Below are 26,647 nucleotides of genomic sequence, written 5' to 3' on the forward strand. Positions count from 1 at the left end.
CATCCTTATGACATATTATTTATAATTTCTACTTTTTGAATGAAGTAGCCATTTTCAATGGTTGTATCAAGTAACACATTTTCAGTAGAATCCGTAATTTCTTTTAATGTTGATAAACCTAAACCTCGATTCTCTCCCTTAGTTGAAAAGCGTTCTTGGAACAATTCATGAATACGAGGCATATCTTCTTTACATTTATTCATCACAATAAACATAACCGAACTTTCAGTGTTTATGAAAGCAATTCGAATTAAAGCATCCTCTAAATCCTCAGAAGCTTCAATGGCATTATCAATAATAATTCCAATAATTCGGCTTAAATCAATCGTATTCATTTCAATATGTTCTACTAATTCAGGCACTTCAATACTAATAGGAATATTCTTCTCTTGAGCTTGAAGAATTTTAGTAGTTACTAAACCTTTAATAGCACGAACCTTTAAGTTCTCTGTGCCATTAATTTTAATCGATTTCATTTGAAGATTATCCTTCATTGGCACAATATTTTCATTAAAGTATTGTCGTAAACCAGTCATATCATCTTCACGAATATACTCAGACATCGTCGTTAAAATATTAACGTAATCATGTCGAAACTTACGCATCTCATTGTTAATCGATTCAATTTGTAACGTGTATTCATAATACGTTTCAATTTCCTCCATATTACGCTTGTAGCGAAGTTCTTTGATAGTGTAATTTGATATTAACACTATTAATAATGAGAAAAAGAATATAATACCGATAAATATCAAACCATACATTTTTAAAGAAGCATCGCTTAGATTAGAAGTGTGCGAATAAATATATAAGATTATACATGAAAGTATGAGTACTATTGAAATTACTGTTAAATAAGTCTTATTTATTGATAAGTATGATTGCATCAACTTATTAATTAAAAACCTAACTGAATAAGCTAATATTAATGTGATAAGAAGAAATATCAATAAATATGAAAAAGAAATAATTAAAGAATTATTAGTCAAATTCTCAACTACAACAACTAGGAAAAAGCCTATAAAATTACTTAAAAACATTAAAATAGCACTACTTAAAACAGTTATAAGTGAATAAAGTTTTACTTTAGTATATAAAAAAATTCCGCAACCGATTAGTAAATATAATATTGATATACTTCCAAAAAAGTAAAATAAAAAACTCGAAGGGATCATAACCAATAAAATAATGGAATAATCCCTTAAAGTAAATTTAATATTTAAAATTATTTTAGCTGTCAAAAATAAAAGAAATCCCTGAAAAAATGCTAAGGGTACATTAGTTAATATATCCATTTCATTTCACACTTTCTAAAAAGAAATAAACTAACACACTTCAAAAGATAAATTTAGTCATTTATTTTAGTTAATTCTTCAGGAACTTCAGGTTCATCAAAATATGAAGCACATGGTGTATATGTTGCAATAGTACCGATTGTTTCTAAAATGATTGTGAAGAGTTTAATAACTAAACTAGTAATCAATGTCATAATTTTTTGTCCTCCTTAGGAAAAAAGAATGGTAATAGGGTAAGACTTTCAAGTGTTACACCTAATAAAATAAGTTGCTTATATGGCTCAGAAACTATTAACGAAATAATTATCAATAGTATTGTAAGAAAGATTGATAATAATTTTTTTCGTTTTATTAGATGAGATGGTATAGGTTGTTTCTTAGTTGCAGCTGGAGCATAATAAATAATCAGTAAAAGTGCAATTAAGGCAACCGTATACATTATACCCAAATTTATTGAAAAATAGACAACGAGCCAAGGTAAACCAACAAATAAAATTAAATTTTGAACATGACACAGCAATGATGATTTAGCATGTGCACCATGTGCATAATGTCTAATTAAAAAATAACTAACGTGTGTAATTAAAGTGTATAGAAATGTATGGAATATGATTGCAGCACCATATGTCACAATTGTCTTTGCTAGATTACTTACTACAACTTGTAACCCTAATCGTACTTTTAAAAACTGTATATGATCAAGGTTATTCTTTCGTTGTAAGTATGAAGCAAAGCGCTCAATTTGTTTGTCAATTGCTTTCAATATTGTGCCACTCTCCTTAAATCAATTATACAATTTTGTGCAACCAGTCTGTAATTCATTGCTTAACTGTTCAAAATTAATACTTAACTGTTGTATTTAAAATACATGTAATATTTTAACATATAAAAAGATACAGTTTAGTATAAAAAATTGCAAGTTAAGAAGTTTTCGAAAAAATGTGTGGAGTATGTGTTTTAATATAGTCATATCACAGAGATGTGATAACAACTTAATAATCTTAGTCTTTAAATTTAATAGTTATTGTTTTATTGGCAGTAAAGGATGATGATTTTGTTTGTAGTTGCGAAATCATTTATCTTGCCCCAAGTTGGAAGGAGTGTTTGTGTAGCTGTAGTTAAGCTTCATAATTGATAATGGCAGAATCTACATTGTCAATTTAGTAAATTCTCTTAGTAGAAGTAATTTAACTTTGTTTTCTTCGTGTAGTTAATTTATTCATTAGTAAGCCATCCCAACTTATTAATGAATATTTATTAAAAAGTGACTGAAGTGTTAGACTCAGTCGAGAATGATTAACTTAGCTATTAAATGTAATAGAAGGTAATGATTCTCAACGATAAAAGCTATCGTAACATCATTTGTATAAAATGATAATTTTTCATAATTAATAACATCCCCAAAAAGATTGAAAAATAACTGTAAAAAACATTCCCTTAATAAAACATAAGCCGTGAGTCTCTCCCAAGCTCACGGCTTTTTATGTTGTTATAACACAAAATTATTTATATAGTTCTAATCTTAAATTTCCAAAGACTGGAATATTCTTACGTTGTTGTTCTACTTCATCTAAATCAATATCTATTTCAATACTTTCTTCTTCTTGACCAAGTTCTGCTAGTATTTCTCCATTAGGATTAATTACTATTGAGTGACCGGCATAGTCTGTGTTTCCATCATTACCCGTACCATTGCAGGCAATAATAAACATATCATTTTCAATAGCGCGTGCTTGTAATAAAGCTCTCCAATGATTTAAACGTGGAGTAGGCCATTGTGCTACATAAAAGCCAATTTGTGCGCCTTCACGTGCTGGGTATCTAAGCAGTTCAGGAAAGCGTAAATCATAACAAATGATTTGAGTTGCGATAACACCTGAAGAAAGTGTGAATGGTTCAGGAACTGTTTTTCCGCTTTCTAAGAATTCTGGTTCATTTAACATAGGTACTAGATGAACTTTGTCGTATTTATTAATTCTTTGACCTTCTTTTGAAACTGTGAAAGCTGTGTTATATACTTTGCCATTTCGACTATTTGATACTGACCCAGCTACAATATCTACATTATAGGTTTTAGCAAGTGTTTGAATAAAAGGGAAACTTCTAGCTAATTCTTTATCCGCTTTATTTGATAATTCATCTAAAGCATATCCATTATTCCACATTTCAGGTAAGACAACGACTTCGGTATCTTCGTTTAATTCTTTCTCGAACCATTGTTTTATTTTCTGTTCATTTTTCTCAGCATTTCCGTATTCAACATAAAATTGAAATAATTGAATTTTCATTATATCGCTCCTCATCCCTGTGATTATTTTTAATGTACTAAAATAATTAAGGAAAATCAAAAAAGAGCAAGTTAGAATAATATTGTCTAACTTGCTCCCAAAATGGTAATTATTTTTTAACGATAAAACGTTGATCAGTTGGTTGTATTTCTTTATCAGCTGCTTCTTCACGAATATCGCCAAATGGCATTTGAGCAACTAATTTCCATGAAGCTGGGATATCAAATTCTTGTGTAGTAATTTGATCAACTAATGGATTATAGTGTTGTAATGATGCGCCGATACCTTTTGAACTTAATGCAGTCCAAATTGCGAATTGATGCATGGCATTAGTTTGTACTGACCAGTTTGCAAAGTTATCAGCGTAACTTGGCATTTTTTCTTGTAATGCTTTAACTACATCTTCATCTTCGAAATAAAGAATTGTGCCGTAAGAATGTTTGAAACCTTCAATTCTTTGATTTGTAGGTTCAAAGTCACGGTCTGGACCCATAGTATCTTTTAATACAGTTTTTGTATTATCCCAGAATTTTCTGTGATTATCGTTTAATAATAATACAATACGAGTTGATTGAGAGTTAAATGCTGAAGGCATATATTTAATAATATGTTCAATTAATTCTTCTAATTCTTCGTCGCTAATAGAAATTGACGTTTCTGTTTTATAAATTGTACGTCGGTTTTCGATTTCTTTTAAAAATGGCTTTGTATTTTCTTTATCAAATAAACCCATATCCATGTCTCCTTTGTTTTAAGTAATACAAGTTTAGTATAAATATTATACTTCAATAAGTAAAATAAATATAACAAAAAATTTCAAAAGTATTAATATTCTTTATCATTCTTCTTATTTCCATGCATAAGACAATCATATTCCTTATACTAGAAGTGATAAGAGAAAGAAGGAGGTGACGATTGGTGAAAAAGAAATTAGCCCATGTAACTATACTTCTAACTTTAGGGACGTCGTTAGTTGGCCCGCACGTTCATGCAGAGGAAACATCTAATGAAACAGTAGAAACCGAGAATACACAAGAAGATGTAAACACTTCACAATCAGATGCAGATTCTAAAAATGGAAATGCTTCAAATAATGATAATAGTGGTAGTCATTCGGAACCGCCTTTTCAAGAAAAAGAAACTGATGAAGCTAAAAATCATGATGAATTAAATCATACAGAAAGTGAAGAAGTTCCAGTCGAAGAGAAGTCGGATGAAGTGGATTCAAAAGAAGAGTCATCATCTCATTCGGAATCGTCTGAGGAGCCCCCTAAATCTGAAGATGATTCAAATCAGTCATCATCAGAAGAAAATGTTGATCAATCTAATGAAGATGAAACAGCGAATACTAATGAACATTCAGAGGCCGATGATGGTAATAATGATGTAAACGATGGGAATAATCAAGATAATCAAAGTGAGGATTCAAAAGAGGATATTCCAGATACCGATGAGGATGGTAGCGATGAGAAACCTCATGATGATGACGGTGATAATGGAAGCACTGAAAAACCTCACGATGAAGATAATGATAGCGAAAGTTCTGAAGATAATTCTAGTAAAGATGATAATGAGGATAAAGATGATTCCTCTCACTCTTCATCAGAACATGATCAAACGGACGATTCTAATGAGGATTCTAATAATGAAGATCAAAGCGAAGCGCCCTCACATCAAGATGAAGACTCACAGGACTCACCATCAAATCACAACGAGAATTCACATGTAACACCGTCAAATCAAGATGACGATTCGCAAGAAAACCAACATCAATCGAAACCTTCTAATAATAATGATAAAGGTCAATCGGATTCTTCAGACTCATCTCGCGAAACGAATGGTCAACATAAAGGGGACTATGGCAATAGTCATAAACATGATTCAAACTGGAATAATAATCAGGCACATTCGGGACAGTCTACTCAAAATGCGTCTCATCAATCGTCTAGTAATAGTAATGATTCACAATCAAAACCGCATCAATCGTCTAATAGAAATGAGGGCTATAACTATCAAGACAATGATAAGCGCAAAGGAGAACCTAATCATCAAAATGTCTCTGATGCGATGATTCACCAGATATATCCTAATAAGAATACTAAGCATAGTTCTCAAACAGATGATCACTATACTTCATCTAGTCAGTCGAATATGCATCGTCAATGGCATTACGGCGAGTCTACGATTAATGACCGCCACTATAATGAGCATCATTTCGATGAGCAATATGTAAACGATGATAATAATTATACTAGTCGAAATAATAAGTGGACATCATTGTTACACAGATTCGATACCCTTGCGACAGGTTCATATAAATATAATCCATTTATTATTAATCGTGTTAATCGCTTAGGTGAAAATGAGGGGACCGTCACGGATCAAGATTTTTATAGGCTCTTTCGAAAACAAACATTTAACAATGAATATTTAAATAACTTGCAACGAAAATCAAATTATTTTAGATTTGAATATTTTAATCCTCTTAATGCCAAAGATTATTATAAAAATCTAGATGAACAAGTATTAGCATTAATTACAGGTGAAATTGGTTCAATGCCTGATTTGAAAAAACCAAGTGATAAACATTCAAATGAAGATGAAGCGGATATTCATAGTCATAAAAAGATAATTGAATCTAATGACGATGAAAAAAGTGAAACAAAAGAGAAATATAATTTTGATAAAATAAATATTACTTTAATTAGTAGTATCATTGTTATTTTTTTAGGCGTAATAGGTCGCTATTTATTTAAGCTTCTAAAAAATTAAATAATACAAATTAACGCATCTAATCACTCGTCTTTTAATTAAATAAAGATTTGAGTATTAGATGCGTTTTAAATTAGATTAAAATAAAAACTGTAAAATAAAATTAGTTTGATGTTGTATGTCTTTAACTGCATCACTAAAGAAGAATTGCATGAATACAACAAAGCCATTTTGCATCATATGAATAATGATTGGTACAGCAATACGCTTAGTGAATACATAAGCTAATGAAAAAATCATACCCATACCAAAGTATATTAATAAAAATTTAATGTCATTATGTGCAATTGCAAATAATAATGAACTTATAATAGATGCTATTAGAAAGGCAACGATACGGTTACCTTTAATTTTACTATATAGTTCTCCAAATATAACTTTACGGAATACGTATTCTTCGAGGATAGGTCCGACAATAGAAATCAATACGATAAACACAGGAAGTTGTTTAGCAATCGCCATTATTCTCTCTGTGTTAGGGCTTTGTTGTGGTTTGCCGAAGATCCACATATTGATGATGCCAGCAATAACTTGATAAATCATTACGATACAGAATCCTAATAGCGCCCAAGGAATAATATAGCGTTTATATTCTTTATGACCTTGTTCTATCGTGTTAGGATTTTTAATGATTGAATTTAACCATATAATTAGCACGGCTGCTATGATAAATAGAATGACTTGTGTATATACGCCTGCTCTGGCTAAAGCCATTCCAGATAGATGACTAAACATTGGCGTCTTTTCCAAGAAAAGTGGTAAAAACTGTGCCAATGCATAAATCAGTAGTGTTAAAAATGCCACCCAAATTCTTGCCATGTTAAACCTCCATATAATTATCAGTAATTACTATTCTATCGTAAATATAAGGGATGTACAAAAATTAGAAAAATCATATTACTTGAAAAATTGACCAACTTTGATTATTATAAAAATTAGATTAGCACTCAGCTTATTTAAGTGCTAAAAAGAGACCTATTAAGGGAGGAACAATCATGCTTAAACCATTAGGAAGTCGTGTGATTATCGAAAGAAAAGAACAAGAACAAACAACTAAAAGTGGAATTGTGTTAACAGATAGCGCAAAAGAAAAGTCAAATGAAGGCGTAGTAATCGCTGTAGGCTCAGGCCGTGTCCTTGACAATGGTGAAAAGATTGCTCCAGAGGTTAAAGAAGGCGACACAGTTGTATTCCAAGAATATACTGGCACAGAAGTTAAACGTGGAGACGAAACATATTTAATTTTAAATGAAGAAGATTTACTAGCAATCATTGAAAAATAAAAATCAATAATATTAATGATAAAAATTAAAATTTTACGGAGGTCAAATAATGGCTAAAGATCTTAAATTCTCAGAAGACGCACGTCAAGCAATGTTACGTGGTGTAGATAAATTAGCAAACGCAGTTAAAGTAACTATTGGTCCAAAAGGCCGTAACGTTGTATTAGATAAAGAATATGTAGCACCTTTAATTACAAATGATGGTGTGACAATCGCTAAAGAAATTGAATTAGAAGATCCTTATGAAAATATGGGTGCTAAATTAGTACAAGAAGTAGCGAATAAAACAAATGAAATTGCTGGTGACGGTACGACTACAGCAACTGTTCTAGCACAAGCGATGATTCAAGAAGGACTTAAAAACGTGACAAGCGGCGCTAACCCTGTAGGTTTACGTGAAGGTATTGATAAAGCAGTTAGAGTAGCTGTTGAAGCGTTACATGATATTTCTCAAAAAGTTGAAAATAAAAATGAAATTGCGCAAGTAGGTGCTATTTCAGCAGCTGATGAAGAAATTGGTAAATACATTTCTGAAGCAATGGATAAAGTAGGTAACGATGGTGTTATCACTATTGAAGAATCAAATGGTTTAGACACTGAATTAGAAGTAGTAGAAGGTATGCAATTTGATAGAGGTTATCAATCTCCATACATGGTAACTGATTCAGATAAAATGATTGCTGAATTAGAAAGACCATATATCTTAGTGACTGATAAAAAGATCTCATCATTCCAAGACATTTTACCTTTATTAGAACAAGTAGTTCAATCAAGTCGCCCAATTTTAATCGTTGCTGATGAAGTAGAAGGCGATGCGTTAACTAATATCGTATTAAACCGTATGCGTGGTACATTTACTGCAGTGGCAGTTAAAGCACCTGGTTTCGGTGATCGTCGTAAAGCAATGTTAGAAGACTTAGCCATTTTAACTGGTGCTACAGTTATTACTGACGACTTAGGTTTAGAATTAAAAGATGCTTCTATCGATATGTTAGGTAGTGCAAATAAAGTTGAAGTGACTAAAGATAACACAACTGTTGTTGATGGTGACGGTGATGATAACAGCATCGATGCACGTGTCAGCCAAATTAAAGCACAAATTGAAGAAACTGATTCAGACTTTGATAGAGAGAAATTACAAGAACGCTTAGCTAAATTAGCTGGTGGTGTTGCTGTCATTAAAGTAGGCGCAGCTTCTGAAACTGAATTAAAAGAGCGTAAATTACGCATTGAAGATGCATTAAACTCTACACGTGCCGCTGTAGAAGAAGGTATCGTAGCAGGTGGTGGTACTGCTTTAGTAAACATTTATAATAAAGTAGAAGAAATTGAAGCTGAAGGCGATGTTGCTACAGGTGTCAACATTGTGCTTAAAGCTTTATCAGCGCCAGTTCGTCAAATCGCTGAAAATGCTGGACTTGAAGGTTCAGTAATTGTGGAAAGACTTAAAAATGCTGATACTGGTGTTGGTTTCAACGCTGCTACAAACGAATGGGTAAATATGCTTGAAGAAGGTATCGTAGACCCTACTAAAGTAACACGTTCAGCATTACAACATGCGGCAAGTGTAGCTGCTATGTTCTTAACAACTGAAGCGGTTGTTGCGACAATCCCAGAACCTGAGAAAAATGATCCAGGTATGGGCGGCATGCCAGGCATGATGTAAAATCATCATTATCAACTTGTATATTTATTGATTAAATCGAAGGTTTGTTTTCTATTTAAAAATAGGAAACAGACCTTTTTATTTTCATATTAAAAGTTGAAGCAATAATAAGTTAATGAGATTCAATTAGGGGTAAATATAAAGTAAAGCCAATGGAGGTCTTTATTATGGAGTTAATAGGGAAAATGATAAGTTTCATTATGGAAACAATTTCTAATTGGTTAGGTAGTAGTGATTTATTCAGAGATATAAAAAATAGTAAAAGTAAAAATAACAAATTGTAAAATAATTAAAAAACGCTTTTCTAGAGATAATTCTTTAGAAAAGCGTTTTTATGTATTTACTAATACTACATTTTAAAGCAATTCTATCAACCAGACCCCCATTAAAATGAATACCACCAGAGAACCAATAAACCAGTACAAATTTTTAGTCACATGGCCTGGGGTAGTAAACGCATATAAATATAGATGATAAATTGCAGATATAAATGATATTACTAGTAAAAGTGAGAAAATAAAAATCATACTATCACTCCTATATATTTGTATGAGTAGAACAGTAAAAAAGAGGAACTAAACTAGCTTAGTTCCTCTTAATATATTATTTTAAATCGTCAATTGCTTGTGCAATTGAATCGAAGACATGTGGAATATCTTCTTTTTCAACGCAACTAAAAGCAATACGAATATCTGTATCATTTAGTGCAATAATACCGATTGAATATTTATCGATTAAATGTTTACGTAATTCTTCTGGGTTGACGTCTTTCACTTTAACTGCCATGAAATATCCAGAATTGAAGTCATATGGTGTCCAGTGATCTTTATATTTATCATCATAAACGACTTCTTTAGTCACTTCATAACGTGCTTGTAAAGTATCAATATTTTCTTGAATCTCTTTATCAAATTGCTCATGATGTTCAAGTACATATTGAATCGCGCTTTGAGAAGGCATTGGCCCACTTGAAATATTACTTCTAATTAAACCTTTCACTTTAGCCTCAATCACTTCTTTAGCAGTGTCATTATTTAAACCGAATGTAATAAATCCTACACGTAAGCCCCATGCAAAGAATTCTTTAGTAGCACCATCTAAACGGATAGGTAAAATGTTTTTAGAATCTAATTGCGTAATTGCTGTGAAAACAGATTGTGTATAAACATCTTCATAGAATAATCCATAGTAAGCATCATCAACAACGACAATGACTTTTGTACCTTTATTAGCTAATTGTTCAATAGCTGAAACAATAGTTTTTACTTCTTCTTTAGTAGGCGTATAACCAGTAGGGTTGTTCGGATAATTTAAAATTAATAACACTTTATCTTGATTACAATTTTCTAATGTAGAAACTAATGAGTTTGTTGTATAGTGACCGTCTTGATCAAAGATTGAATAAGTCTCAATATTAGCGCCATGTTTTGTATCAAAAATTAATTTATAGTTACCCCAGTTGTGTGTCGGTAATAATAAAGTGTCACCACTATCTACAAATAGATCAGCTACTAATGACAATCCATGAGTTAACGCATTAGTTACGATAGGACGACTAATAGATTCTTCAGTTAAATCAGGATTTTCTTTTAACATTTTTTGTTGCCATAAGTCTCTTAAGCTTTCGATACCTTGTGGTGGAGCATATGGAAAGACTTCGTCTGGAGATAAATGGTTATAGACGTCATATAAAGCTTGGGCATACATTTTGCCATCTTTATTTGTAGCCATACCAATAGTTGCATTATACTTTGTTGATTTCGCTTCTGCTGATTGAGACAGAATACCTTTAGGATAGTACATTGCTTGGCCTAAATTTGAAAGCATACTTAAAATTTCAGGACGTTCATCTACGAGTTGATCATTTAAATTTTGTGCTAAAGGGTTCATAGTTATAACCTCGCTTTAATTTTATCATTCATTCTTATATTAACTTGATTTTAAATAAAGATAAAGCCTAGTTATGGGAAGAGGACTGGAATTTTTAGTTATTTCTTCGAAAGGGAACATTTGTTCGCTTTTTATGTTAAAATGATGACAGGTCATCATAAGATATGACACTTTTCATTGTGGAGGTGTAGTGTAATGTCGTGGTTATTAGAAGGTATGGTGACTCTAATTACAGGAGGCATACTAGTTATTTTTCGAGTTTGGTTGGAATCAAAGTGGAAGAATAAATAGATGACCTTACACAGAAACCCCTAACTTGCCGGTACAAGTTAGGGGTTGTGTAATGTAATACGTGGATACAATATAATTTTAACATATGATAAATAAATTTCAATTTACAATCTCTATGAAGGTTTACATATAAAACATTGAATTTGTTATAATTGTGTTAATGAGGTGACACAAAATGATGAAACACTTAACCAAAATATTTGTTGGTTTAGCCATCGTCTTATTTGTTGTTGGCTATTATTTACAAGCTACAGGACATGAAAGTCAAGGTGTTAAACTATTATTAGCAGCTATTATGTTTATGATATGTGCTTTTATTAATAGAAGTAATGATAGACGTAAAAATCGTAAATGAATTATTTTCTAAATAGTAACAATCAAATTAGTTAATTTAAATTAGAAGCAAGATGATGAAATTCACTTTTTATCAAAGCGATTTCAGTCTTGCTACTTTTTTATACACAAAGTGTATCTATACAATATATACACTTAAACCTTAAAGAATCCTTAATTTTCAAGAAAATCAGTAAAAACACTTTACAAATCTGTATATACTGTATATATTATGTATATACAGTTATTAAAGGGGGACAGCGATGAAGATAATTTTAAAAAACACCAGTGAACAACCCATTTATGAACAAATTAAGCAACAAATTAAAGAGAATATTTTAAAAGGATATGTTGAAGCGGGTAGTCATTTACCATCGATGAGAGAATTAGCTAAAGATTTGCAAGTGAGTTTAATTACTACCAAACGTGCTTATGAAGATTTAGAAAAAGAAGGCTTCGTCACAACGATTAGAGGTAAAGGAACATTTGTGAAAGAACAAGATAGTTCAATTTTAAAGGAGAAACAATTCTTTGTAATTGAGAATCTAGCCCGTTCAATGATTAAAGAAGCTAAGACTATTGGCATGCCTCTAAAAGAATTAAAGGAAATATTAACTTTAATTTATGAGGAGGAAGAAGAATGAATGCAATCGAACTTAGAAATGTAAATTATAGTAATAAGTCTTTTGAGCTTAGAGATATTTCATTCGATGTTCCTCAAGGTTTTGTTACAGGGTTCATTGGCGGTAACGGCGCAGGAAAAACAACAGTCATTCGATTGATTATGGATTTATTAGAAGCTAATAATGGTGAGATTAAAGTTTTCGATAAAAAGATGATTCACGAACCACAATGGATTAAAAATAAAATAGGTTTTGTTTATTCTGAAATTTATTTTAATCAGCAGTGGTCAGTCAAAAAGTTAGAAAGTTTTATTTCTCCTTTTTATACCGACTGGGATACCAAAAAGTTTCACGATTATTTAGCAAGATTTAACTTGCCATATAAAGGTAAAATTAAACACTTTTCAACTGGGATGAAGATGAAACTCTCACTTGCTATCGCATTAAGTCATCACGCCGAGTTATTCATATTCGATGAGCCAACAGCGGGTTTAGATCCTATCGTTCGCAATGAAGTGCTTGAAATTTTACAGCAAGAATTAATTGATGAGAATAAAACGGTGTTTATCTCAACGCACATCATTTCAGATTTAGAAAAAATTGCAGATTATCTTGTTTATTTAAAAGATGGTCAAGTAAAAATTCAAGGCTATCGTAATGAGTTGCAAGAGCATTATTTCATTGTAAGAGGCGATACTGAAGATTTAGATGAGGAATTGAATCAATTATTTCTATATAAGGAAGAAAAGTCTACGGGTTATCTAGGGTTTACCCAACAAGCACATGTATTTAAAGAATTGTTTGGTAACAAAGTAGATATTAAACAGCCTTCCATAGAAGAGTTGATGATTTACTTAGAAAAATCTGATCGCATGCATTTACATCAAGAACAACATCAAAGTGAGTTGATACAATGAAACAGCTATTAATTAGAAATCTCAAATTACGTAGTTGGACAATTGCTTTATACATTCTATTGCTTGTGATTAATCCTATTTATGCCATCATAATGGCTAATACAACGTGGAGCTTTATGATATACATTCCTGTTGCTATAGTCCTAATGTTAGTCAGTATCTTAGATTCAGGACATTTATTTAGAATTCATAGAAGAATAGGTGGGAAATCATCTTATCTATTTTATGAAAGCTTACCAGTTTCTAAAAAAGATATGTTAAATGCAAACTATATTACATGTATTGTCTTAACATTATTTGGGGCACTTATTATAGGATTATATAATTTTCAAGCTACGAATATTGATATTAATGATTTACGCTATTCAACCGCTATTTCATTTGTATATGTCAATTTCTTCAGTATTCCAATTGCTTTTCAGAAAAATACTGAACGAAAACGTGAACATATATCATATGCAGTTTACATTATTTCAATGATGTTAGTGATACCGTTTACGATTGCATTGGTGTTTACAGCATCAAATACATTTTTATTAAATAATGCATTAAATACACAGCTATATGCGAAATATATCAATTATGGCTTACTACTATTAAGTGTGATATGGATGATAATTAATTACATTATCCAATGGAGACATATTAATCGTCGTATTAAAAAGGAGGGCTTTTATGAAGCTAGAGAATATCACTAAAACGTATGGTTCTAACAACGTTTTAGATAATATTGACTTTGATTTTGGAGATAGCCAAATTGTTGGTTTAATAGGTAAAAATGGTGTTGGTAAAACAACATTAATGAAAGTAATGAACGGTAATATAATTAATTTTAAAGGAAAAGTAGGTCTAAAAGACGACGAAAACGTTGGCTACTTAATCGAACATCCTAAACTTTATGATAATAAAAGTGGATTATATAATCTAAAGTTATTCGCACAAGTGTTAGGTAAAGGTTTCGATAAGGAGTATTCAGATAAGATTATCGATGCATTCGGTATGAGACCTTACATTAAGAAAAAAGTTAAAAAATATTCAATGGGTATGAAACAAAAGCTAGCCATTGCAGTATCACTAATGAATAAACCTAAATACTTAATTCTTGATGAACCTACAAATGGTATGGACCCTGATGGTTCAATCGATGTCTTAGAAACTATTCAAGCATTAGTGAATGATTTAGGTATGAAGATTTTAATTTCAAGTCACAAATTGGAAGATATTGAATTGATTTGTGATAGAGCAGTCTTCTTAAGAGATGGCCATTTCGTACAAGACGTAAATATGAAAGATGGCGGTCCACAAGATCATACATCAGTTAAAGTGAGTCCCGATGATTTCAATACGGCGCTTGAATACTTAACTACGCACTTCAATGTTTTACAATCTCATAAAGAGAGTGGCGAAATTAATATTAAAGCGCAACAAGATTATCAAGCATTAATTAAAGCACTTGCTGAGAAGAATATTTATCCTAAGTTTATTGAAACACGCAAAAGTTCGCTTCGAGATACGTACTTTAATATTAATCAGAGAGGTGACAAATAAATGAGAAGTTTACAATTAGTAAAATATGATATTATTAGTATCTTTAAAAGCTATTTAACATATATTGCTTTATTACTTATTTGGGCAGTATTAGGGTTAATTACAATATTAATGGCTCGTAATAACGATAAAGTAGATTACACAATGATTTTACCAATGGCCAATTGGATGTTCTTATTCTTTGGTTTATTAGTAGTCATCAAAACAATTACACGTGACTATTCTCAAGGCACAATACAGCTTTACATGAATAAAGTAAAAAATAGAATTGGTTATGTCGTTGCGAAAACAATTTCTATCATTATTATTTCATTCATTTTCACTTTAATTACGTATTTAACAATGTTAATTATCGAAGCAGCTACAGATGGTAAAAATTTAGATGGAGATAAATTCTTAACAAATATTTGGTTCTATCTTATCTTCTTACTATTCTTTGGTTTATTACTATTCTTAGTAACATTAATCGTACAAAAACCAGCAGTCATCTTTACTTTAGGTATCTTCTTAGTATTTATTGTACCTTTCGTTCAACCATTCATTGGTTTAATTCCAGAGTGGGGCGATAACATCCAGAAATCACTTAAATATATCCCATTCAGCTATTTAACAGAGAAATCAAATTCTGATAAAATTAAGTTTTCAAATTGGCAATGGTTCATTTCAATTGCGTCAATTGTTGTTTTATTCATTGCTAATGTGGTTTACGCTGCAAAACGAGATATTTAAGCTAGTGAAAAAGTCTGGGCAATCACCCAGACTTTTTTTAATATCTATAATGACAGCTTAGTAACAATTGAATCATACACTCGATTCCACAATTCAGTGTCATTGATATATTTTGACACAATCTCTTGATGTACTTCTTTTTCTTTCTCTTCGTAAGTTGGATCGTCTTTCGCAGGTAATTTCTCTGCTCTTAAATTAGTGACGAACTCTTGAGCTTCACGCGCTCTTGGTCCCCAAACGTTAACTTGTTCAAAGTTATCATTTAAGAAGATAAAGATAGGAATTGAACGAGCTGTACCATTAGTTAAATAACGATCAATCAAATCAGTGTCTTCATCTCTGTGAAATACGCGCACTTCAAGATTTAAATATTCACTAATACGCGTTAATATAGGAAGATTCATCATTGCATCACCGCACCAGTCTTCTGTAATCACTAAGACCTTTGAGAATGAAGCATTTTTTAAGCTCTCGATTTTACTGTCATTGGAAGGAATACTAAATGCATCGTATATTGCTAAGACATTATTTTTATTTGTTGTCATGTCTGCAATATAATCTTCAAGTGGTTGGCTTTTTTTGTAATACGTTTCTAAATTAGACATAAGTAAAACCTCCTAAAATAAATTTACATTATTATAATTATATCAAGTTTTTTGAAAAATTGATATTTTTAATACTTTTGATAAAAATATAATAATTTTAAAATTAAAAAAATTTATCCTTATAATTCCTGGGATATCTTTGTAGGAAAATGAATTATTATGATATATTTAATTTAATACTATTAGAGTGGTGATTATTTTGCGCATTCAGAATAGATGGGTTGTATCAGTTATCTTTGCTATTTTAGCGTTTGCGGTAGTCGTTGGTCTTACCATTTATAAAAATGAGAAGACAGTGGATTTAACAGATGTGAAGATAAATAATATACAACTCAATCAACAATTCGATAAATCTAATTATACTGTGAATCATCATATTAAATTAGACAGATATGAATTTTATAATGATAAAAATCATAAAAATGTGACAGTTAAAGTTAAAAAGAAACATAATAAAGTTAAAGGTATTGTCGTAGTGAATGATACAAAAGTTGATACAAACTTTGGTGTTCATATAGGCGATCATGTAGACGAGGCCATTAACTATTTAGGCGATAATTATCGTAAAGATAAAGTTGGTAAAGGGTATGACGCGATTATTTATGTAGATAAGGAAAATCATATGAAATTATCTATACTTTATAAAGATGATATTGTGAAACGTATTGAATTCTTTAGTCGCTAACTTTTGCATAATATTAATAAAAAGATAAACAAATTAAGAAAGTATGTGAAAGAAAAAATGGATAAAATTACTTTTTTAACTGAATTAGAAATGGAACTAAAAGAATTACCAACAAAAGAAAAAGATAAATTGATGGATGACTATGAAAACCATTTTTTTAAGCAAGAAACGCAAGGTAAATCAGAAAAGGAAATCATATCTCATTTAAGAGAACCACATGCAATTGGCAAAGAATTAAAAGCTAAAGAAGCAATCACACATGCGAAAGTTACGCCAAATTTACGTAACATTATTAGAGCAATCATGGCGTCCTTAAGTTTGGGCGTCATTTCATTTGTTTTTGTTGTAATTCCAATCATAATCTTTCTAGGAATTTTATTTTTAGTATTCTTATTTTCAATCTTTCTAATATTTCTTCCATTAATATTAATTATTTCAAGCATTTTAAAAGGTATTCAAGATTCTTTTAGTAACTTCCTTTTTAGTGTTTCTTATTGTGGCATAGGAATCTTACTTTTCGCGATAACAATGATTATCACACGAAATCTATATAAACTCGTATTAAAGTATTTATCATGGTATATTCAAACGATTAAAGGAAGAGTTAAACAATGAAGAAGACGATAATTACAGGTCTAGTTATTTTTATAGGTTTTTTCATAGCTGGAACATTAGTATGGTTCGTCCATGATAAGGACGTGTATAAGAAATTAAAATATAATAAAGAATTGACTAATAAGAACCTAAATTCCCTTAATATTGATAGCAATTCTTCTGACATAGTTATCCAAAAAGGTAAACAATTTAGAGTGAAATATTATGGCGATAATGATATTAAAGTTTTCCCTGAAAAGAATGGAATCAACATTAAAGAACGTCGTGCAAAAAATAGAGGCTATAGTTTTAATGTTAATCCTTTTAATTCAAGTAAATCTATCATTTATATTACTATTCCTGAAAAAGGGTTGAATAAACTCGAGATTGATGCAGAAATGGGTAAAGTAAGACTTGATGACCTAAAAATAAATGAGGGTTCCATACATAAAGAGGGTGAAAATGTTTATATTAATCAGTCAGAACTAAAAAACTTTAATATAGAGGGCGACTCTAGTGATATATTTATTGAAAATAGTCTGACTAGTAATATCAAATCAAAAACGCATCTTGGTAACGTTATAGTAAGTAATTCGAAAGTTAAAGATTCTGTATTTATCTGTGATGGTGGAGCGCCTAAATTTACAGATATGGATAGTGAATCAGATTTGAAAGCATCAAGTAGACATAGATCTATCACTATGAGTTATAAAGATAAACCTAAAAACACACTTTTAAAATTACATCCTGGAACAGGAGAAGTTAAAGTGAAAAATAAAGCTTTCCAAGATGGAAAAGTTGGAAAAAGTAAGAACATTGTTGAAATTTATACTGTAAAAAAAGATATTATAATAAAATAATAGTGTACATAAAAGTGTCGACGAACTATTCAAAAGTTCGTCGACTTTTTTGTTTAATAATTAGCGAATGTTAAGTCTGTATCAATTTGGCCAGTAAATTGTTGCATCTCTAATTCATTACCATCAAGCCATGATTGAAAATCAATTGAGGCTGGTGCTTGATTTTCACCTAACGTCATCCAAGCCGTTAAACTTTGCGGTTCGTACATAGAAGTATGTATCGTACCTGACCAACTTCTAAACAATTTACTATAAATTTCATACTGAGGATTATTGAAAAGTTTAAAAGCAGTGAATTTATCTAAGTCTTGTGACACTTGATTAACGGTGCGTTCTAAACGCTCGCGTGATTCTGTCGTATAATTACGATTCTCATGTGTTAACAATTCAAAATGATTGGTACACACTTTATTGTATCTAACATCGAATGAATGAGGTGTGACTTCTACAATAGCGTGATTTAAAGATTTATCCATTAAAATATAACTAAATGAACTTCTATGAGGCAATTCTTTTAAAAACTGAATCGCTTCTTCAACATCTTTACAATGTTCTAAGACTAAACGACCAATCATATAACAGACAAACCCATTAGCAGGTTTTTTACGATGCATAAAATTATAGCCCATACAAAGTCCAGCTTCATTCATCCCATCCATACGACCTGTAACACGGGAAGTAGGACCAATTTGCGCTAATCCGCCATCATTAGGTTGGTATAACAAATATCTACCATCATAGGTAGCAGGGTGGTAATCATAATTACGGACCATATAATCTGAACCTTGAAAGACAGTACAGCCACTTTCTTTTAAATCAGTGAAACGGTAATGAGCAAAGTTTAAAATCATTTGTTTCGTTGGTAGATTAAGTACTTCTTGCATCCCCATTAATTCTTCCCAGATTTGCGGTGCATATGTTTGAAAAACTGAATAAGTTTCATTTACATCTATATCAAAACGAGGCATACGTTTTTTCCATTCGCGTTCACGATTTTCTAGTAAAGGCGTTTGTTTAAGCCATTGAGCTGTTTTGACGCCTAAATCAAAATGTGACCCTCGAAACGTCATGATATCTGATTTCACTTGTTGCATGAGAAGGCCTCCTGAAAATTAAAAATATTGTAAAATAGCATTAATTGAAAACTAATATAATTATTACTATACTGAACATGATAGCAAGAAAAATTAAAAATACAAGGAGGGGTAGTATGTTTTCAGAAGCATATAGACGAGTGGCTGATTCAGTAAAATCTTGGTGGTTATCTTAGATTAAATTGAAAGTTAAATATTATGAAGTTTTCAAATTTTTGAAATTCATTTTTTAGTGATTATTATAAGACGAAAAAAGGTATCTATTTAACCATCACAGTAAGTGTGATAAAATATAATATTGTAAACGCACTTATTTTTATTTCAGAGGTGAAACTTAATGTGGGATTTAATTAAAGGTTTATTCAAATTCTTATTAAGCTTTGTAGTCATCACTACATTAGTAATTGGTGTAGGTGTAGCTGCATTTGCTTACATCTTCAAAAAAGACTTTGAAGATATCGAAAGAAAAACAAAAGAAATCGTTTCAGATATCGAAAGCAGTAATGCTTAATTAATCGATTTAAAAAATCCAGTAATTTCTTATGAAGTTGCTGGATTTTTTATTTAAATAACCGTTTTTTGAAATATGATGTATAAATAACAACTTAGAGTAGGAATAATTGGCATGTATATCTTACTTTTAATAAAATGAAATTAATAAATGATTGGAGGTTTGTTTATGGCAACGAGAGGTTATATTGGATCTTATACTAAAAAAGAAGGTAAGGGTATTTATCGCTTCGAATTAAATGAAGATAATGGCCAAATTGATTCAGTCGAAACTGGATACGAAATTGAAGCGTCCACATATTTAGCGCAAACTGAAGACTTCTTATATGCAATTACAAAAGAAGGCGAACAATGTGGCGTAGCAGCTTTTAAAAAAGATGACGAAGGTAATTTAACATTAATTAATAAATGTTTAGAGTCTACTCAAGGTACAGGATGTTATATTTCGGTTTCATCTAATGGCAATTACTTATTTGAAGCGGTTTATGGCGCTGGACTAGCACGCATTTATCAATTAAATAAAGAAACTGGCGAAGTAGTTAAATTAATTGAAGAATTAGCTCATGACTATCCAACAGGTAGCCATGAACGTCAAGAACAGCCACATGTTCATTTTATAAACGAAACGCCTGACAATAAATTTGTAGTAACGGCAGATTTAGGCACAGATAGATTAGTTACTTATGAATTTGGCGATAATGGTTTTAAAGAGCATGCCGTTTCTCAATTTAAAGATCAAGATGGTCCGAGACATATTGCTTTTCATAAAAATGGAGAATACGCTTATGTTGTACATGAATTATCCAATTATGTAAGTGTGGTGCGTTATAATGAAGGGAAATTTGAAGAAATAGAACGTCATTTAACTGTTCCTGAGGACTTTGAAGAAGATACTAAATTAGCAGCAGTCAGATTATCTCACGACCAACAAAGTTTATATGTAAGCAATAGAGGTCATGATAGTATTGCAGTATTTACTATTACTGAAGATGGCGCAGCGCTCAATCCGGTAGAAATTGTAAAAACTGGAGGAGAGTTCCCAAGAGATTTCAATATTACAGAATCAGATGAATATCTTGTGTGTGCTCATCAAGAAGGTAACTATGCCGTTACTATATTTAGTCGCGACACTAATACTGGTAAGCTTACACCTAAAGATAATCAACATACAGCTCCTGAAGGCGTATATGTTGGATTTTTAGAATAATAATATTAAAGAGGCTGAGACAAATTAAAATGTCTCAGCCTTTGCTAATATATTGGCAGTAGCTGACTGGCTTAAAAATGTGCTTATTTTAAGCTTTTTTCAAGCCTAGTCATCCTTGCCGGGGAGCGGGGCCCCAGCACAGAGAATTTCATTAAGAAATTCCACTAATAAAGCAAGCTGGGGTTGGACGACGAAATTGATTTAATTTCTGTCCCACTCCTTTTTTAAGTGCTTTTTTAATTTTTGAAAAAGGCTTTAATATATTTAAATTTACCTTTATATGGAGGATAAATGATACTAGAATCTAAGCGTGTAGATTTAAAGATATATGATTTTTTATGACTAAAGGTGTCGAATGAATATTTACCATGATATTGACCAATACCTGAAGCACCTACACCGCCAAATGGTAAGTTAGGATTTGCTAAATGCATAAGTGTGTCATTAATCGCACCGCCACCAAATGATAATTCATTTAATACACGATGTGTCGTATTTTCATCTTCACTAAATAAATATAAACTTAAAGGTTTTGATTTACTTTGGATAATATCCAATGCTTCGTCGAAATCATCGTAAGTAATAATTGGCAAGAGTGGGCCAAAAATCTCTTCCTGCATAATTTTTGAAATTGGATTAATACCTTCTAAGATGGTAGGTTCAATATAACGTTCAGCTGCATCTGTGTTCCCGCCGAATGTTATTTCGTTTTGATGAACGGCTAATAGTTCGCTTAATCTATTGAAATGTTTGTCATTAACAATTCTTCCGAAATCAGGACTTTGTTGAATGTCTTTACCATAAAATTCGCGTATGCTTTGTTTTAAAGCTTGAATAAGTTCGTTTTTTACTTTTCGGTTAACAAGAATATAGTCAGGTGCGACGCAAGTTTGACCAGCATTCGTAAATTTACCAAAACTAATACGATCACTTGCTACTTTTATATTCGCAGTTTCATCTACAATGACAGGAGATTTACCACCTAGTTCAAGTGTAACGGGTACTAAATTCTTGCTAGCAGCTTCATAGACAACTTGGCCAACTTTTTCACTACCTGTAAAGAACATATAGTCGAATGGTAGATTGATTAAGGCTTGTGTTTCTTCGATACCGCCCTCAACAGTAGAGATATATTCTGGTGAAAAAGTTGATTCAATGATTTTACTGATCACACTTGCAACGTGAGGTGTTAATTCAGACGGTTTAACGATTGCAGTGTTTCCTGCAGCAATGGCACCAATTAAAGGTTCAAAGACAAGTTGTACAGGATAATTAAATGGACCGATGATTAATACTGTGCCATATGGTTCAGGCTTAATGTAACTTTTAGAAGGGAACATGAATAAAGGCGTATCAACTTGTTTTGTTTTTGACCAATTTTTAAGTTCTTTACGCGCCATCTTAATACTTTTTAATAAAATACCAATTTCTGTAGCGTAAGCTTCAACTGGACTTTTTCCTAAATCTTCTTTTAAAGCTTCAAGTAACTCATTTTCATGATTTTTGATACTCTTACTTAATTGTTTTAATTGTTGTTTTCTGAATTTAACGTCTTTCGTTTTATGTGTTTTGAAAAAGGTTCTACTATTTTCAAATTGTTGCGCTATTGATGACAAGCACATGACCTCCTTAAATTTTAAATGTTTTTAATAAATTACCTTAATATAAATAGAGAATACAATTTATATTATTTATACCCTATTATTAAATAATTAAAAAAACTGAGTCACAAATTGTGACTCAGTTTTTTTAATTATTTAGTTAATACTTCAGTAATTTGTGGTACAACTTGTTTTTTACGTGATACAACGCCAGATAAGAAGGCCATACCATCATCTAATTGAACTTTGAAAGCTTCGCCGACTTTATCTTTTTCAGCACCAACAACTAAAATTTTAGAGTCACTATTAATAATATCAGTCACTACTAATACAAATAAATCATATTTTTCGTTAGTACTTGATTCTAACATTGCTTTTTCTAATTCGTCTTTACGATCTAATACTTCATCAATATCGACTGTATTAACTTGAGCAATACGTGTTACGTAGTCACCCATGTTAAATGATTTAGCATCCATGTCTAATAATTCTTCTGCAGATTTATCAGTAGTAGAAGCACCTGCTTTTAACATTTCTAAACCATATTCATCTAAATCAACATTAGCAATATCTTTTAATTCTTTAGCAGCATTTACATCTTCTTCAGTACATGTTGGAGATTTGAATAATAAACTGTCAGAAATAATAGCTGAAATCATTAATCCTGCAATTTCAGGTTTGATTTCAAAACCACGTTCTTTATACATTTTATATAGAATAGTTGCAGTACAGCCAACTGGTTCTGCACGGTAGTATAGTGGACCTGCTGTTTCAAAGTTAGCGATTCTGTGGTGGTCTACTACATTTAAAATTGTTGCATCAGCAATTGTTTCTGCACTTTGTTGGAATTCATTATGGTCAACTAGAATAACATTTTGTCCTTCTAAGTTATCACTTAATAATTCTGGTGCTTTCACTTCGAAATGATCAAGCGCATATTGTGTTTCAGCATTGATATCGCCTAAACGATAAGCAGTTGCTTCAGAATTACCAGTTAATTTTTCAAAATCCGCCATGATAATAGCTGATGAAATAGCATCAGTATCTGGATTTTGATGTCCGAAAATATAAGTTTTTGCCATAGTTTTAATTCACCCTTATCCTATAGATTTAATATTATTTTAGCACGATTTAAGGTTATACTTCTACCTCGGCGCCTAATGAGTTTTGGAAATGACCTAACGCCCATTCATGTCCTTGTGCATTAAAAGAGGCAACACCGTCTTTAGGAATGACAATATGATAACCAAGATTATACGCAGATACAGCGGTATGTAATACACAAATATCTGTACATACGCCTACTATTTCAACTTCTGTGATACCTCTCTCACGTAGTAAGCTATCTAATGGTGTTCCATAAAATGAATCATAGCGACGTTTATCTAAGTAATGAATAGTGTCACTATCTTTATGTTTATCATAAAAAGTTTTAACGGTTCCATATAATTCACGACCTGGCGTACCAGCAATATTATGTGGAGGGAATAGTTTCGTTTCAGGATGATATTCGTCATTTTCGTAGTGTAAGTCCATCATAAAGAAAATATTATCATTGTGAGCTTGATAATCTTCAAGGCGATTAACGATAAACTCTTCAATGTTTTGACCTGGTTTGCCACAAGTTAAACGGCCGTCATCAGCGATAAAATCATAAGAATAATCTACAACAATTAAAGCTCTTTTAGTCATATTCAACCTTCCTCTCAAGTGAATGTTTGAGGTAATAAAAAATTGTATAATAATATAGATAAGACGCTTAAATATACCTCAAGTATAGTTTAGCTAAGTTTATTACCTATAGTATAGCTTTACTCTAAATTTGATACAAATTTATACATAAACTTTAAAGTTGTAATACATAATAGATAGGGGACAATAACATGTTAATTAACGCTCAAGATTATGGGTTAAAAGGGAATAATAAGCGTAGAGATACAAGGGCTATTCAACGTGCATTAAACGCCGCAAAAGACGGAGAGCATACCGTTTATATTCCTAAAGGTACCTATCATATCGGTAAAGCTTTAGTGATATACGACTCAACAACACTGCTTCTTGAAGATGACACAGTTTTATTACGTTGTAGTAAAGATGCATTGTTGAAAAATGGAAGACGATTTGGATTTTATCATGGATATAAAGGAAACAGTCATATTTATATCAAAGGTGGCGTATTTGATATGAATGGAGGAGATTATCCTTATAATAATACGGCTATGTCTATTGGGCATGCAGAGAATGTTCAACTATTAGGTGTAACCGTTTTAAATGTAGTAGGTGGGCATGCGTTAGATGCTTGTGGTATTAATGGCTTGTATATTAAAGATTGTGTATTTAAAGGGTTTTATGATATCAATGGGGATCGTTCATTTTCAGAAGCAATTCAATTAGATATTCAAGTGCCTGGTGCATTTCCTAAATTTGGGACGACAGATGGCACGATTACTAAAAATGTTGTTATTGAAAATTGTTACTTCGGCGACTCAGAACATCCAAAAATGCAAGCGTGGAATAGAGCAATAGGTTCACATGCAAGTCGATATAATAAATTTTACGATAATGTACATATCCGAAATAATATTTTTGATGGCCTAAATGAATATGCTCTAACACCTTTAAAAGCTAAAAATATGATTATTTCACGTAATGAATTTATAAATTGTAATGGGGGCATTCGCTTTTTAGGTGTGAAAGATGGAAAGAACGCCGCTGACCCAGTTACAGGATTCGTTCAAGGGTCTCAAGCAGGTGAGAATTTCAGTGTAATTGGAAATATATTTAAAGGTGAAATGAATAGAGATGCGATTCACGTAAGAAGTTATAATAACGTGAAGCATACCAATGTCTTTGTAGCAGGAAATGCATTTGATCACGCATCGCAAAAAATTCATTTAGAAGATGTTTCAGATTTAACCTATAATCAAAGCGATGATGTGCCAGTGAAAAAGATAAATGTTCAATAATTGATATAATAAAAGCTTCGTCAGAATAGATACTCATCCAGTTCGATGACCTATTAAGACGAAGCTTATTTTTAATGTTAATGGCGATTAAATGCACCAATAACTTTCACTTTGAAATCTAACGTTTCTAAAATTGATGTCACTTTATTGAGATCAGTGCATAAACCTATATCAGCTTGTACGAAAAAACGATACATCCCTAGTTTTGTTTTTAAAGGTCTCGATTCAATCCAAGACAAATTAATATTAAATAACGCAAAGGTATTTAATATACTTGCTAATAAGCCGGCTTTGTCAAATTTCGGTGTAATGAGCAGTATAGTATTTTTAGCTTTCGTATTATAGCGGTCATGATTTTTTACCACTAGGAAACGAGTCACATTATGAGGGTAATCTTGAATGTTACTATCGATAGGTATATAACCATATGCTTCACCGCTTCCAAGTGGTGCAATAGCTCCTTCATTATCTGAAATTTTATCTAAACCTTGAATTGTGCTATCCACATAATCATAGGCAAATTGGTGACGATAAATATAAAGACTTGTTTGGCTTATAGCTGGCGCAATAGAATATACTTTTTTAATATCCTCAACAGTAGCACCTTCTTTACCGTATAACGCAAAGTTAATAGCGAGGTGAATTTCACCGTGAACATAAATTTCTTGTAACGCTAGTGCATCAGCAATAATATTGATTGTACCTTCGATAGAATTTTCAATAGGTACAATACCGATAGATTCATCATCCCCATTAACTGCTTTTACTACTTCATATAAATTCGACTTCGGTAAATATGTAGCCTCATTTTCAGAGATAAAAGTTTGTGCAGCTAGGTAAGAGAACGTCCCTTTAGGACCTAAATAATATAATCACATCTTATAATGTCA

General features: G+C 31.4%; 28 protein-coding genes and 1 pseudogene. 16 read left to right on the plus strand and 13 right to left on the minus strand.

Annotation, left to right across the window (positions count from 1 at the left end):
* Positions 1-5 precede the first annotated feature (5 nt).
* From agrC to LIX58_RS08810, 5 genes are all read right to left on the minus strand, one after another.
* A complete protein-coding gene (gene agrC / locus LIX58_RS08790; RefSeq protein ID WP_154838377.1) occupies positions 6-1,295 on the minus strand; it encodes a quorum-sensing sensor histidine kinase AgrC in 1,290 nt (429 codons plus the stop codon).
* A 53-nt stretch (positions 1,296-1,348) separates the two neighbouring features.
* Positions 1,349-1,489, minus strand: coding sequence for a cyclic lactone autoinducer peptide AgrD (gene agrD / locus LIX58_RS08795; RefSeq protein ID WP_126565907.1), 141 nt, complete (start codon positions 1,487-1,489; stop codon positions 1,349-1,351).
* Entirely contained in the window at positions 1,486-2,058 is a 573-nt protein-coding gene (locus LIX58_RS08800; protein WP_154838376.1) for an accessory gene regulator AgrB, read from the minus strand. The genes agrD and LIX58_RS08800 overlap by 4 nt, the downstream gene beginning before the upstream one ends.
* Positions 2,059-2,797: 739 nt before the next feature.
* Positions 2,798-3,583, minus strand: a complete 786-nt coding sequence (locus LIX58_RS08805; protein ID WP_154838375.1) for a carbon-nitrogen family hydrolase — start codon at positions 3,581-3,583, stop codon at positions 2,798-2,800.
* A gap of 109 nt (positions 3,584-3,692) precedes the next feature.
* A complete protein-coding gene (locus LIX58_RS08810; RefSeq protein ID WP_126565904.1) occupies positions 3,693-4,316 on the minus strand; it encodes a nitroreductase family protein in 624 nt (207 codons plus the stop codon).
* 185 nt (positions 4,317-4,501) lie between these two features.
* Between LIX58_RS08810 and LIX58_RS08815 the strand changes: the two genes are divergently transcribed.
* The gene (locus LIX58_RS08815) at positions 4,502-6,355 is read left to right on the plus strand and encodes an SdrH family protein (protein ID WP_226386257.1); all 1,854 of its coding nucleotides are present in this window, start codon (positions 4,502-4,504) and stop codon (positions 6,353-6,355) included.
* A 78-nt stretch (positions 6,356-6,433) separates the two neighbouring features.
* Here the strand turns inward: LIX58_RS08815 and mroQ are convergent, their stop codons facing one another.
* Positions 6,434-7,174 (minus strand): intramembrane glutamic endopeptidase MroQ, encoded by a 741-nt coding sequence (mroQ, locus tag LIX58_RS08820; protein WP_154838373.1) that lies wholly within the window; start codon positions 7,172-7,174, stop codon positions 6,434-6,436.
* A gap of 176 nt (positions 7,175-7,350) precedes the next feature.
* On the opposite strand from mroQ, the gene groES reads away from it, so the two are divergent.
* A complete protein-coding gene (gene groES / locus LIX58_RS08825) occupies positions 7,351-7,638 on the plus strand; it encodes a co-chaperone GroES (RefSeq protein WP_126565901.1) in 288 nt (95 codons plus the stop codon).
* 49 nt (positions 7,639-7,687) lie between these two features.
* Positions 7,688-9,304 carry a chaperonin GroEL gene (groL, locus tag LIX58_RS08830; RefSeq protein ID WP_226386258.1) on the plus strand — a complete coding sequence of 539 codons (1,617 nt, stop codon included), beginning with the start codon at positions 7,688-7,690 and terminating at the stop codon, positions 9,302-9,304.
* 603 nt (positions 9,305-9,907) lie between these two features.
* Here groL and LIX58_RS08835 read toward each other — a convergent pair.
* Positions 9,908-11,194 carry an aminotransferase class I/II-fold pyridoxal phosphate-dependent enzyme gene (locus tag LIX58_RS08835; protein ID WP_154838361.1) on the minus strand — a complete coding sequence of 429 codons (1,287 nt, stop codon included), beginning with the start codon at positions 11,192-11,194 and terminating at the stop codon, positions 9,908-9,910.
* A 195-nt stretch (positions 11,195-11,389) separates the two neighbouring features.
* Here LIX58_RS08835 and LIX58_RS08840 point away from each other — a divergent pair, with 195 nt between their 5' ends.
* The 7 genes from LIX58_RS08840 to pmtD all read left to right on the plus strand — a co-directional run bounded on the left by LIX58_RS08840 (position 11,390) and on the right by pmtD (position 15,635).
* On the plus strand, positions 11,390-11,485 hold the full coding sequence (locus LIX58_RS08840; protein WP_226386259.1) for a Trp-rich small protein: 96 nt from the start codon (positions 11,390-11,392) through the stop codon (positions 11,483-11,485).
* 178 nt (positions 11,486-11,663) lie between these two features.
* Positions 11,664-11,840 carry an SE1626 family protein gene (locus tag LIX58_RS08845; protein ID WP_154838360.1) on the plus strand — a complete coding sequence of 59 codons (177 nt, stop codon included), beginning with the start codon at positions 11,664-11,666 and terminating at the stop codon, positions 11,838-11,840.
* A gap of 241 nt (positions 11,841-12,081) precedes the next feature.
* Positions 12,082-12,462, plus strand: coding sequence for a PSM export ABC transporter transcriptional regulator PmtR (gene pmtR, locus LIX58_RS08850; RefSeq protein ID WP_103328231.1), 381 nt, complete (start codon positions 12,082-12,084; stop codon positions 12,460-12,462).
* Positions 12,459-13,358 (plus strand): phenol-soluble modulin export ABC transporter ATP-binding protein PmtA, encoded by a 900-nt coding sequence (pmtA, locus tag LIX58_RS08855; RefSeq protein ID WP_154838359.1) that lies wholly within the window; start codon positions 12,459-12,461, stop codon positions 13,356-13,358. Before pmtR ends, pmtA begins: the two co-directional genes overlap by 4 nt.
* Entirely contained in the window at positions 13,355-14,056 is a 702-nt protein-coding gene (gene pmtB, locus LIX58_RS08860; protein WP_154838358.1) for a phenol-soluble modulin export ABC transporter permease subunit PmtB, read from the plus strand. Before pmtA ends, pmtB begins: the two co-directional genes overlap by 4 nt.
* Positions 14,034-14,906: a phenol-soluble modulin export ABC transporter ATP-binding protein PmtC gene (gene pmtC / locus LIX58_RS08865; RefSeq protein ID WP_126565895.1), complete on the plus strand. Its 873-nt coding sequence runs from the start codon at positions 14,034-14,036 to the stop codon at positions 14,904-14,906. Before pmtB ends, pmtC begins: the two co-directional genes overlap by 23 nt.
* Positions 14,907-15,635 (plus strand): phenol-soluble modulin export ABC transporter permease subunit PmtD, encoded by a 729-nt coding sequence (gene pmtD, locus LIX58_RS08870; protein WP_154838357.1) that lies wholly within the window; start codon positions 14,907-14,909, stop codon positions 15,633-15,635.
* Positions 15,636-15,679: 44 nt separating this feature from the next.
* On the opposite strand, the gene LIX58_RS08875 is transcribed toward pmtD, so the two are convergent.
* Positions 15,680-16,240: a thioredoxin family protein gene (locus LIX58_RS08875; protein ID WP_154838356.1), complete on the minus strand. Its 561-nt coding sequence runs from the start codon at positions 16,238-16,240 to the stop codon at positions 15,680-15,682.
* A 199-nt stretch (positions 16,241-16,439) separates the two neighbouring features.
* Here LIX58_RS08875 and LIX58_RS08880 point away from each other — a divergent pair, with 199 nt between their 5' ends.
* Genes LIX58_RS08880 through LIX58_RS08890 form a run of 3 tightly spaced genes read left to right on the plus strand, consistent with a single transcriptional unit; the run spans position 16,440 to position 18,379 of the window.
* A complete protein-coding gene (locus LIX58_RS08880) occupies positions 16,440-16,925 on the plus strand; it encodes a hypothetical protein (protein WP_126565892.1) in 486 nt (161 codons plus the stop codon).
* Between the two features lie 57 nt (positions 16,926-16,982).
* Entirely contained in the window at positions 16,983-17,540 is a 558-nt protein-coding gene (locus LIX58_RS08885; RefSeq protein ID WP_126565891.1) for an HAAS signaling domain-containing protein, read from the plus strand.
* Positions 17,537-18,379: a DUF4097 family beta strand repeat-containing protein gene (locus tag LIX58_RS08890; RefSeq protein ID WP_226386260.1), complete on the plus strand. Its 843-nt coding sequence runs from the start codon at positions 17,537-17,539 to the stop codon at positions 18,377-18,379. Before LIX58_RS08885 ends, LIX58_RS08890 begins: the two co-directional genes overlap by 4 nt.
* A gap of 53 nt (positions 18,380-18,432) precedes the next feature.
* Here the strand turns inward: LIX58_RS08890 and LIX58_RS08895 are convergent, their stop codons facing one another.
* Complete coding sequence (locus LIX58_RS08895; protein ID WP_154838297.1) at positions 18,433-19,473, minus strand: C45 family autoproteolytic acyltransferase/hydolase; 1,041 nt, start codon at positions 19,471-19,473, stop codon at positions 18,433-18,435.
* 337 nt (positions 19,474-19,810) lie between these two features.
* Between LIX58_RS08895 and LIX58_RS08900 the strand changes: the two genes are divergently transcribed.
* The gene (locus LIX58_RS08900) at positions 19,811-19,984 is read left to right on the plus strand and encodes a hypothetical protein (protein WP_126565888.1); all 174 of its coding nucleotides are present in this window, start codon (positions 19,811-19,813) and stop codon (positions 19,982-19,984) included.
* Positions 19,985-20,152: 168 nt separating this feature from the next.
* A complete protein-coding gene (locus tag LIX58_RS08905; RefSeq protein WP_154838298.1) occupies positions 20,153-21,190 on the plus strand; it encodes a lactonase family protein in 1,038 nt (345 codons plus the stop codon).
* Between the two features lie 236 nt (positions 21,191-21,426).
* On the opposite strand, the gene LIX58_RS08910 is transcribed toward LIX58_RS08905, so the two are convergent.
* From LIX58_RS08910 to LIX58_RS08920, 3 genes are all read right to left on the minus strand, one after another.
* The gene (locus LIX58_RS08910) at positions 21,427-22,812 is read right to left on the minus strand and encodes an aldehyde dehydrogenase (RefSeq protein WP_413470808.1); all 1,386 of its coding nucleotides are present in this window, start codon (positions 22,810-22,812) and stop codon (positions 21,427-21,429) included.
* 131 nt (positions 22,813-22,943) lie between these two features.
* Entirely contained in the window at positions 22,944-23,873 is a 930-nt protein-coding gene (locus LIX58_RS08915) for a manganese-dependent inorganic pyrophosphatase (protein ID WP_154838300.1), read from the minus strand.
* A 55-nt stretch (positions 23,874-23,928) separates the two neighbouring features.
* Entirely contained in the window at positions 23,929-24,483 is a 555-nt protein-coding gene (locus tag LIX58_RS08920; RefSeq protein ID WP_154838301.1) for a cysteine hydrolase family protein, read from the minus strand.
* A 191-nt stretch (positions 24,484-24,674) separates the two neighbouring features.
* Here LIX58_RS08920 and LIX58_RS08925 point away from each other — a divergent pair, with 191 nt between their 5' ends.
* The gene (locus LIX58_RS08925) at positions 24,675-25,757 is read left to right on the plus strand and encodes a glycosyl hydrolase family 28-related protein (protein WP_154838302.1); all 1,083 of its coding nucleotides are present in this window, start codon (positions 24,675-24,677) and stop codon (positions 25,755-25,757) included.
* A gap of 77 nt (positions 25,758-25,834) precedes the next feature.
* Here the strand turns inward: LIX58_RS08925 and LIX58_RS08930 are convergent.
* Positions 25,835-26,629: pseudogene (locus LIX58_RS08930) on the minus strand (prephenate dehydratase); the annotation flags it as partial.
* Positions 26,630-26,647: the final 18 nt, after the last annotated feature.

Source organism: Staphylococcus sp. Marseille-Q1834 (assembly GCF_916858875.1).
Lineage (GTDB): Bacteria > Bacillota > Bacilli > Staphylococcales > Staphylococcaceae > Staphylococcus > Staphylococcus pragensis.

Bases quoted from the DNA above. Each gene is read 5' to 3' on its own strand.
- agrC (WP_154838377.1), bottom strand. From the start codon at position 1,295: ATGGATATATTAACTAATGTACCCTTAGCATTTTTTCAGGGATTTCTT.
- agrD (WP_126565907.1), bottom strand. From the start codon at position 1,489: ATGACATTGATTACTAGTTTAGTTATTAAACTCTTCACAATCATTTTA.
- LIX58_RS08805 (WP_154838375.1), bottom strand. From the start codon at position 3,583: ATGAAAATTCAATTATTTCAATTTTATGTTGAATACGGAAATGCTGAG.
- LIX58_RS08810 (WP_126565904.1), bottom strand. From the start codon at position 4,316: ATGGGTTTATTTGATAAAGAAAATACAAAGCCATTTTTAAAAGAAATC.
- mroQ (WP_154838373.1), bottom strand. From the start codon at position 7,174: ATGGCAAGAATTTGGGTGGCATTTTTAACACTACTGATTTATGCATTG.
- groES (WP_126565901.1), top strand. From the start codon at position 7,351: ATGCTTAAACCATTAGGAAGTCGTGTGATTATCGAAAGAAAAGAACAA.
- groL (WP_226386258.1), top strand. From the start codon at position 7,688: ATGGCTAAAGATCTTAAATTCTCAGAAGACGCACGTCAAGCAATGTTA.
- LIX58_RS08835 (WP_154838361.1), bottom strand. From the start codon at position 11,194: ATGAACCCTTTAGCACAAAATTTAAATGATCAACTCGTAGATGAACGT.
- LIX58_RS08840 (WP_226386259.1), top strand. From the start codon at position 11,390: ATGTCGTGGTTATTAGAAGGTATGGTGACTCTAATTACAGGAGGCATA.
- LIX58_RS08845 (WP_154838360.1), top strand. From the start codon at position 11,664: ATGAAACACTTAACCAAAATATTTGTTGGTTTAGCCATCGTCTTATTT.
- pmtR (WP_103328231.1), top strand. From the start codon at position 12,082: ATGAAGATAATTTTAAAAAACACCAGTGAACAACCCATTTATGAACAA.
- pmtA (WP_154838359.1), top strand. From the start codon at position 12,459: ATGAATGCAATCGAACTTAGAAATGTAAATTATAGTAATAAGTCTTTT.
- pmtB (WP_154838358.1), top strand. From the start codon at position 13,355: ATGAAACAGCTATTAATTAGAAATCTCAAATTACGTAGTTGGACAATT.
- pmtC (WP_126565895.1), top strand. From the start codon at position 14,034: ATGAAGCTAGAGAATATCACTAAAACGTATGGTTCTAACAACGTTTTA.
- pmtD (WP_154838357.1), top strand. From the start codon at position 14,907: ATGAGAAGTTTACAATTAGTAAAATATGATATTATTAGTATCTTTAAA.
- LIX58_RS08875 (WP_154838356.1), bottom strand. From the start codon at position 16,240: ATGTCTAATTTAGAAACGTATTACAAAAAAAGCCAACCACTTGAAGAT.
- LIX58_RS08885 (WP_126565891.1), top strand. From the start codon at position 16,983: ATGGATAAAATTACTTTTTTAACTGAATTAGAAATGGAACTAAAAGAA.
- LIX58_RS08890 (WP_226386260.1), top strand. From the start codon at position 17,537: ATGAAGAAGACGATAATTACAGGTCTAGTTATTTTTATAGGTTTTTTC.
- LIX58_RS08895 (WP_154838297.1), bottom strand. From the start codon at position 19,473: ATGCAACAAGTGAAATCAGATATCATGACGTTTCGAGGGTCACATTTT.
- LIX58_RS08900 (WP_126565888.1), top strand. From the start codon at position 19,811: ATGTGGGATTTAATTAAAGGTTTATTCAAATTCTTATTAAGCTTTGTA.
- LIX58_RS08905 (WP_154838298.1), top strand. From the start codon at position 20,153: ATGGCAACGAGAGGTTATATTGGATCTTATACTAAAAAAGAAGGTAAG.
- LIX58_RS08910 (WP_413470808.1), bottom strand. From the start codon at position 22,812: ATGTGCTTGTCATCAATAGCGCAACAATTTGAAAATAGTAGAACCTTT.
- LIX58_RS08915 (WP_154838300.1), bottom strand. From the start codon at position 23,873: ATGGCAAAAACTTATATTTTCGGACATCAAAATCCAGATACTGATGCT.
- LIX58_RS08920 (WP_154838301.1), bottom strand. From the start codon at position 24,483: ATGACTAAAAGAGCTTTAATTGTTGTAGATTATTCTTATGATTTTATC.
- LIX58_RS08925 (WP_154838302.1), top strand. From the start codon at position 24,675: ATGTTAATTAACGCTCAAGATTATGGGTTAAAAGGGAATAATAAGCGT.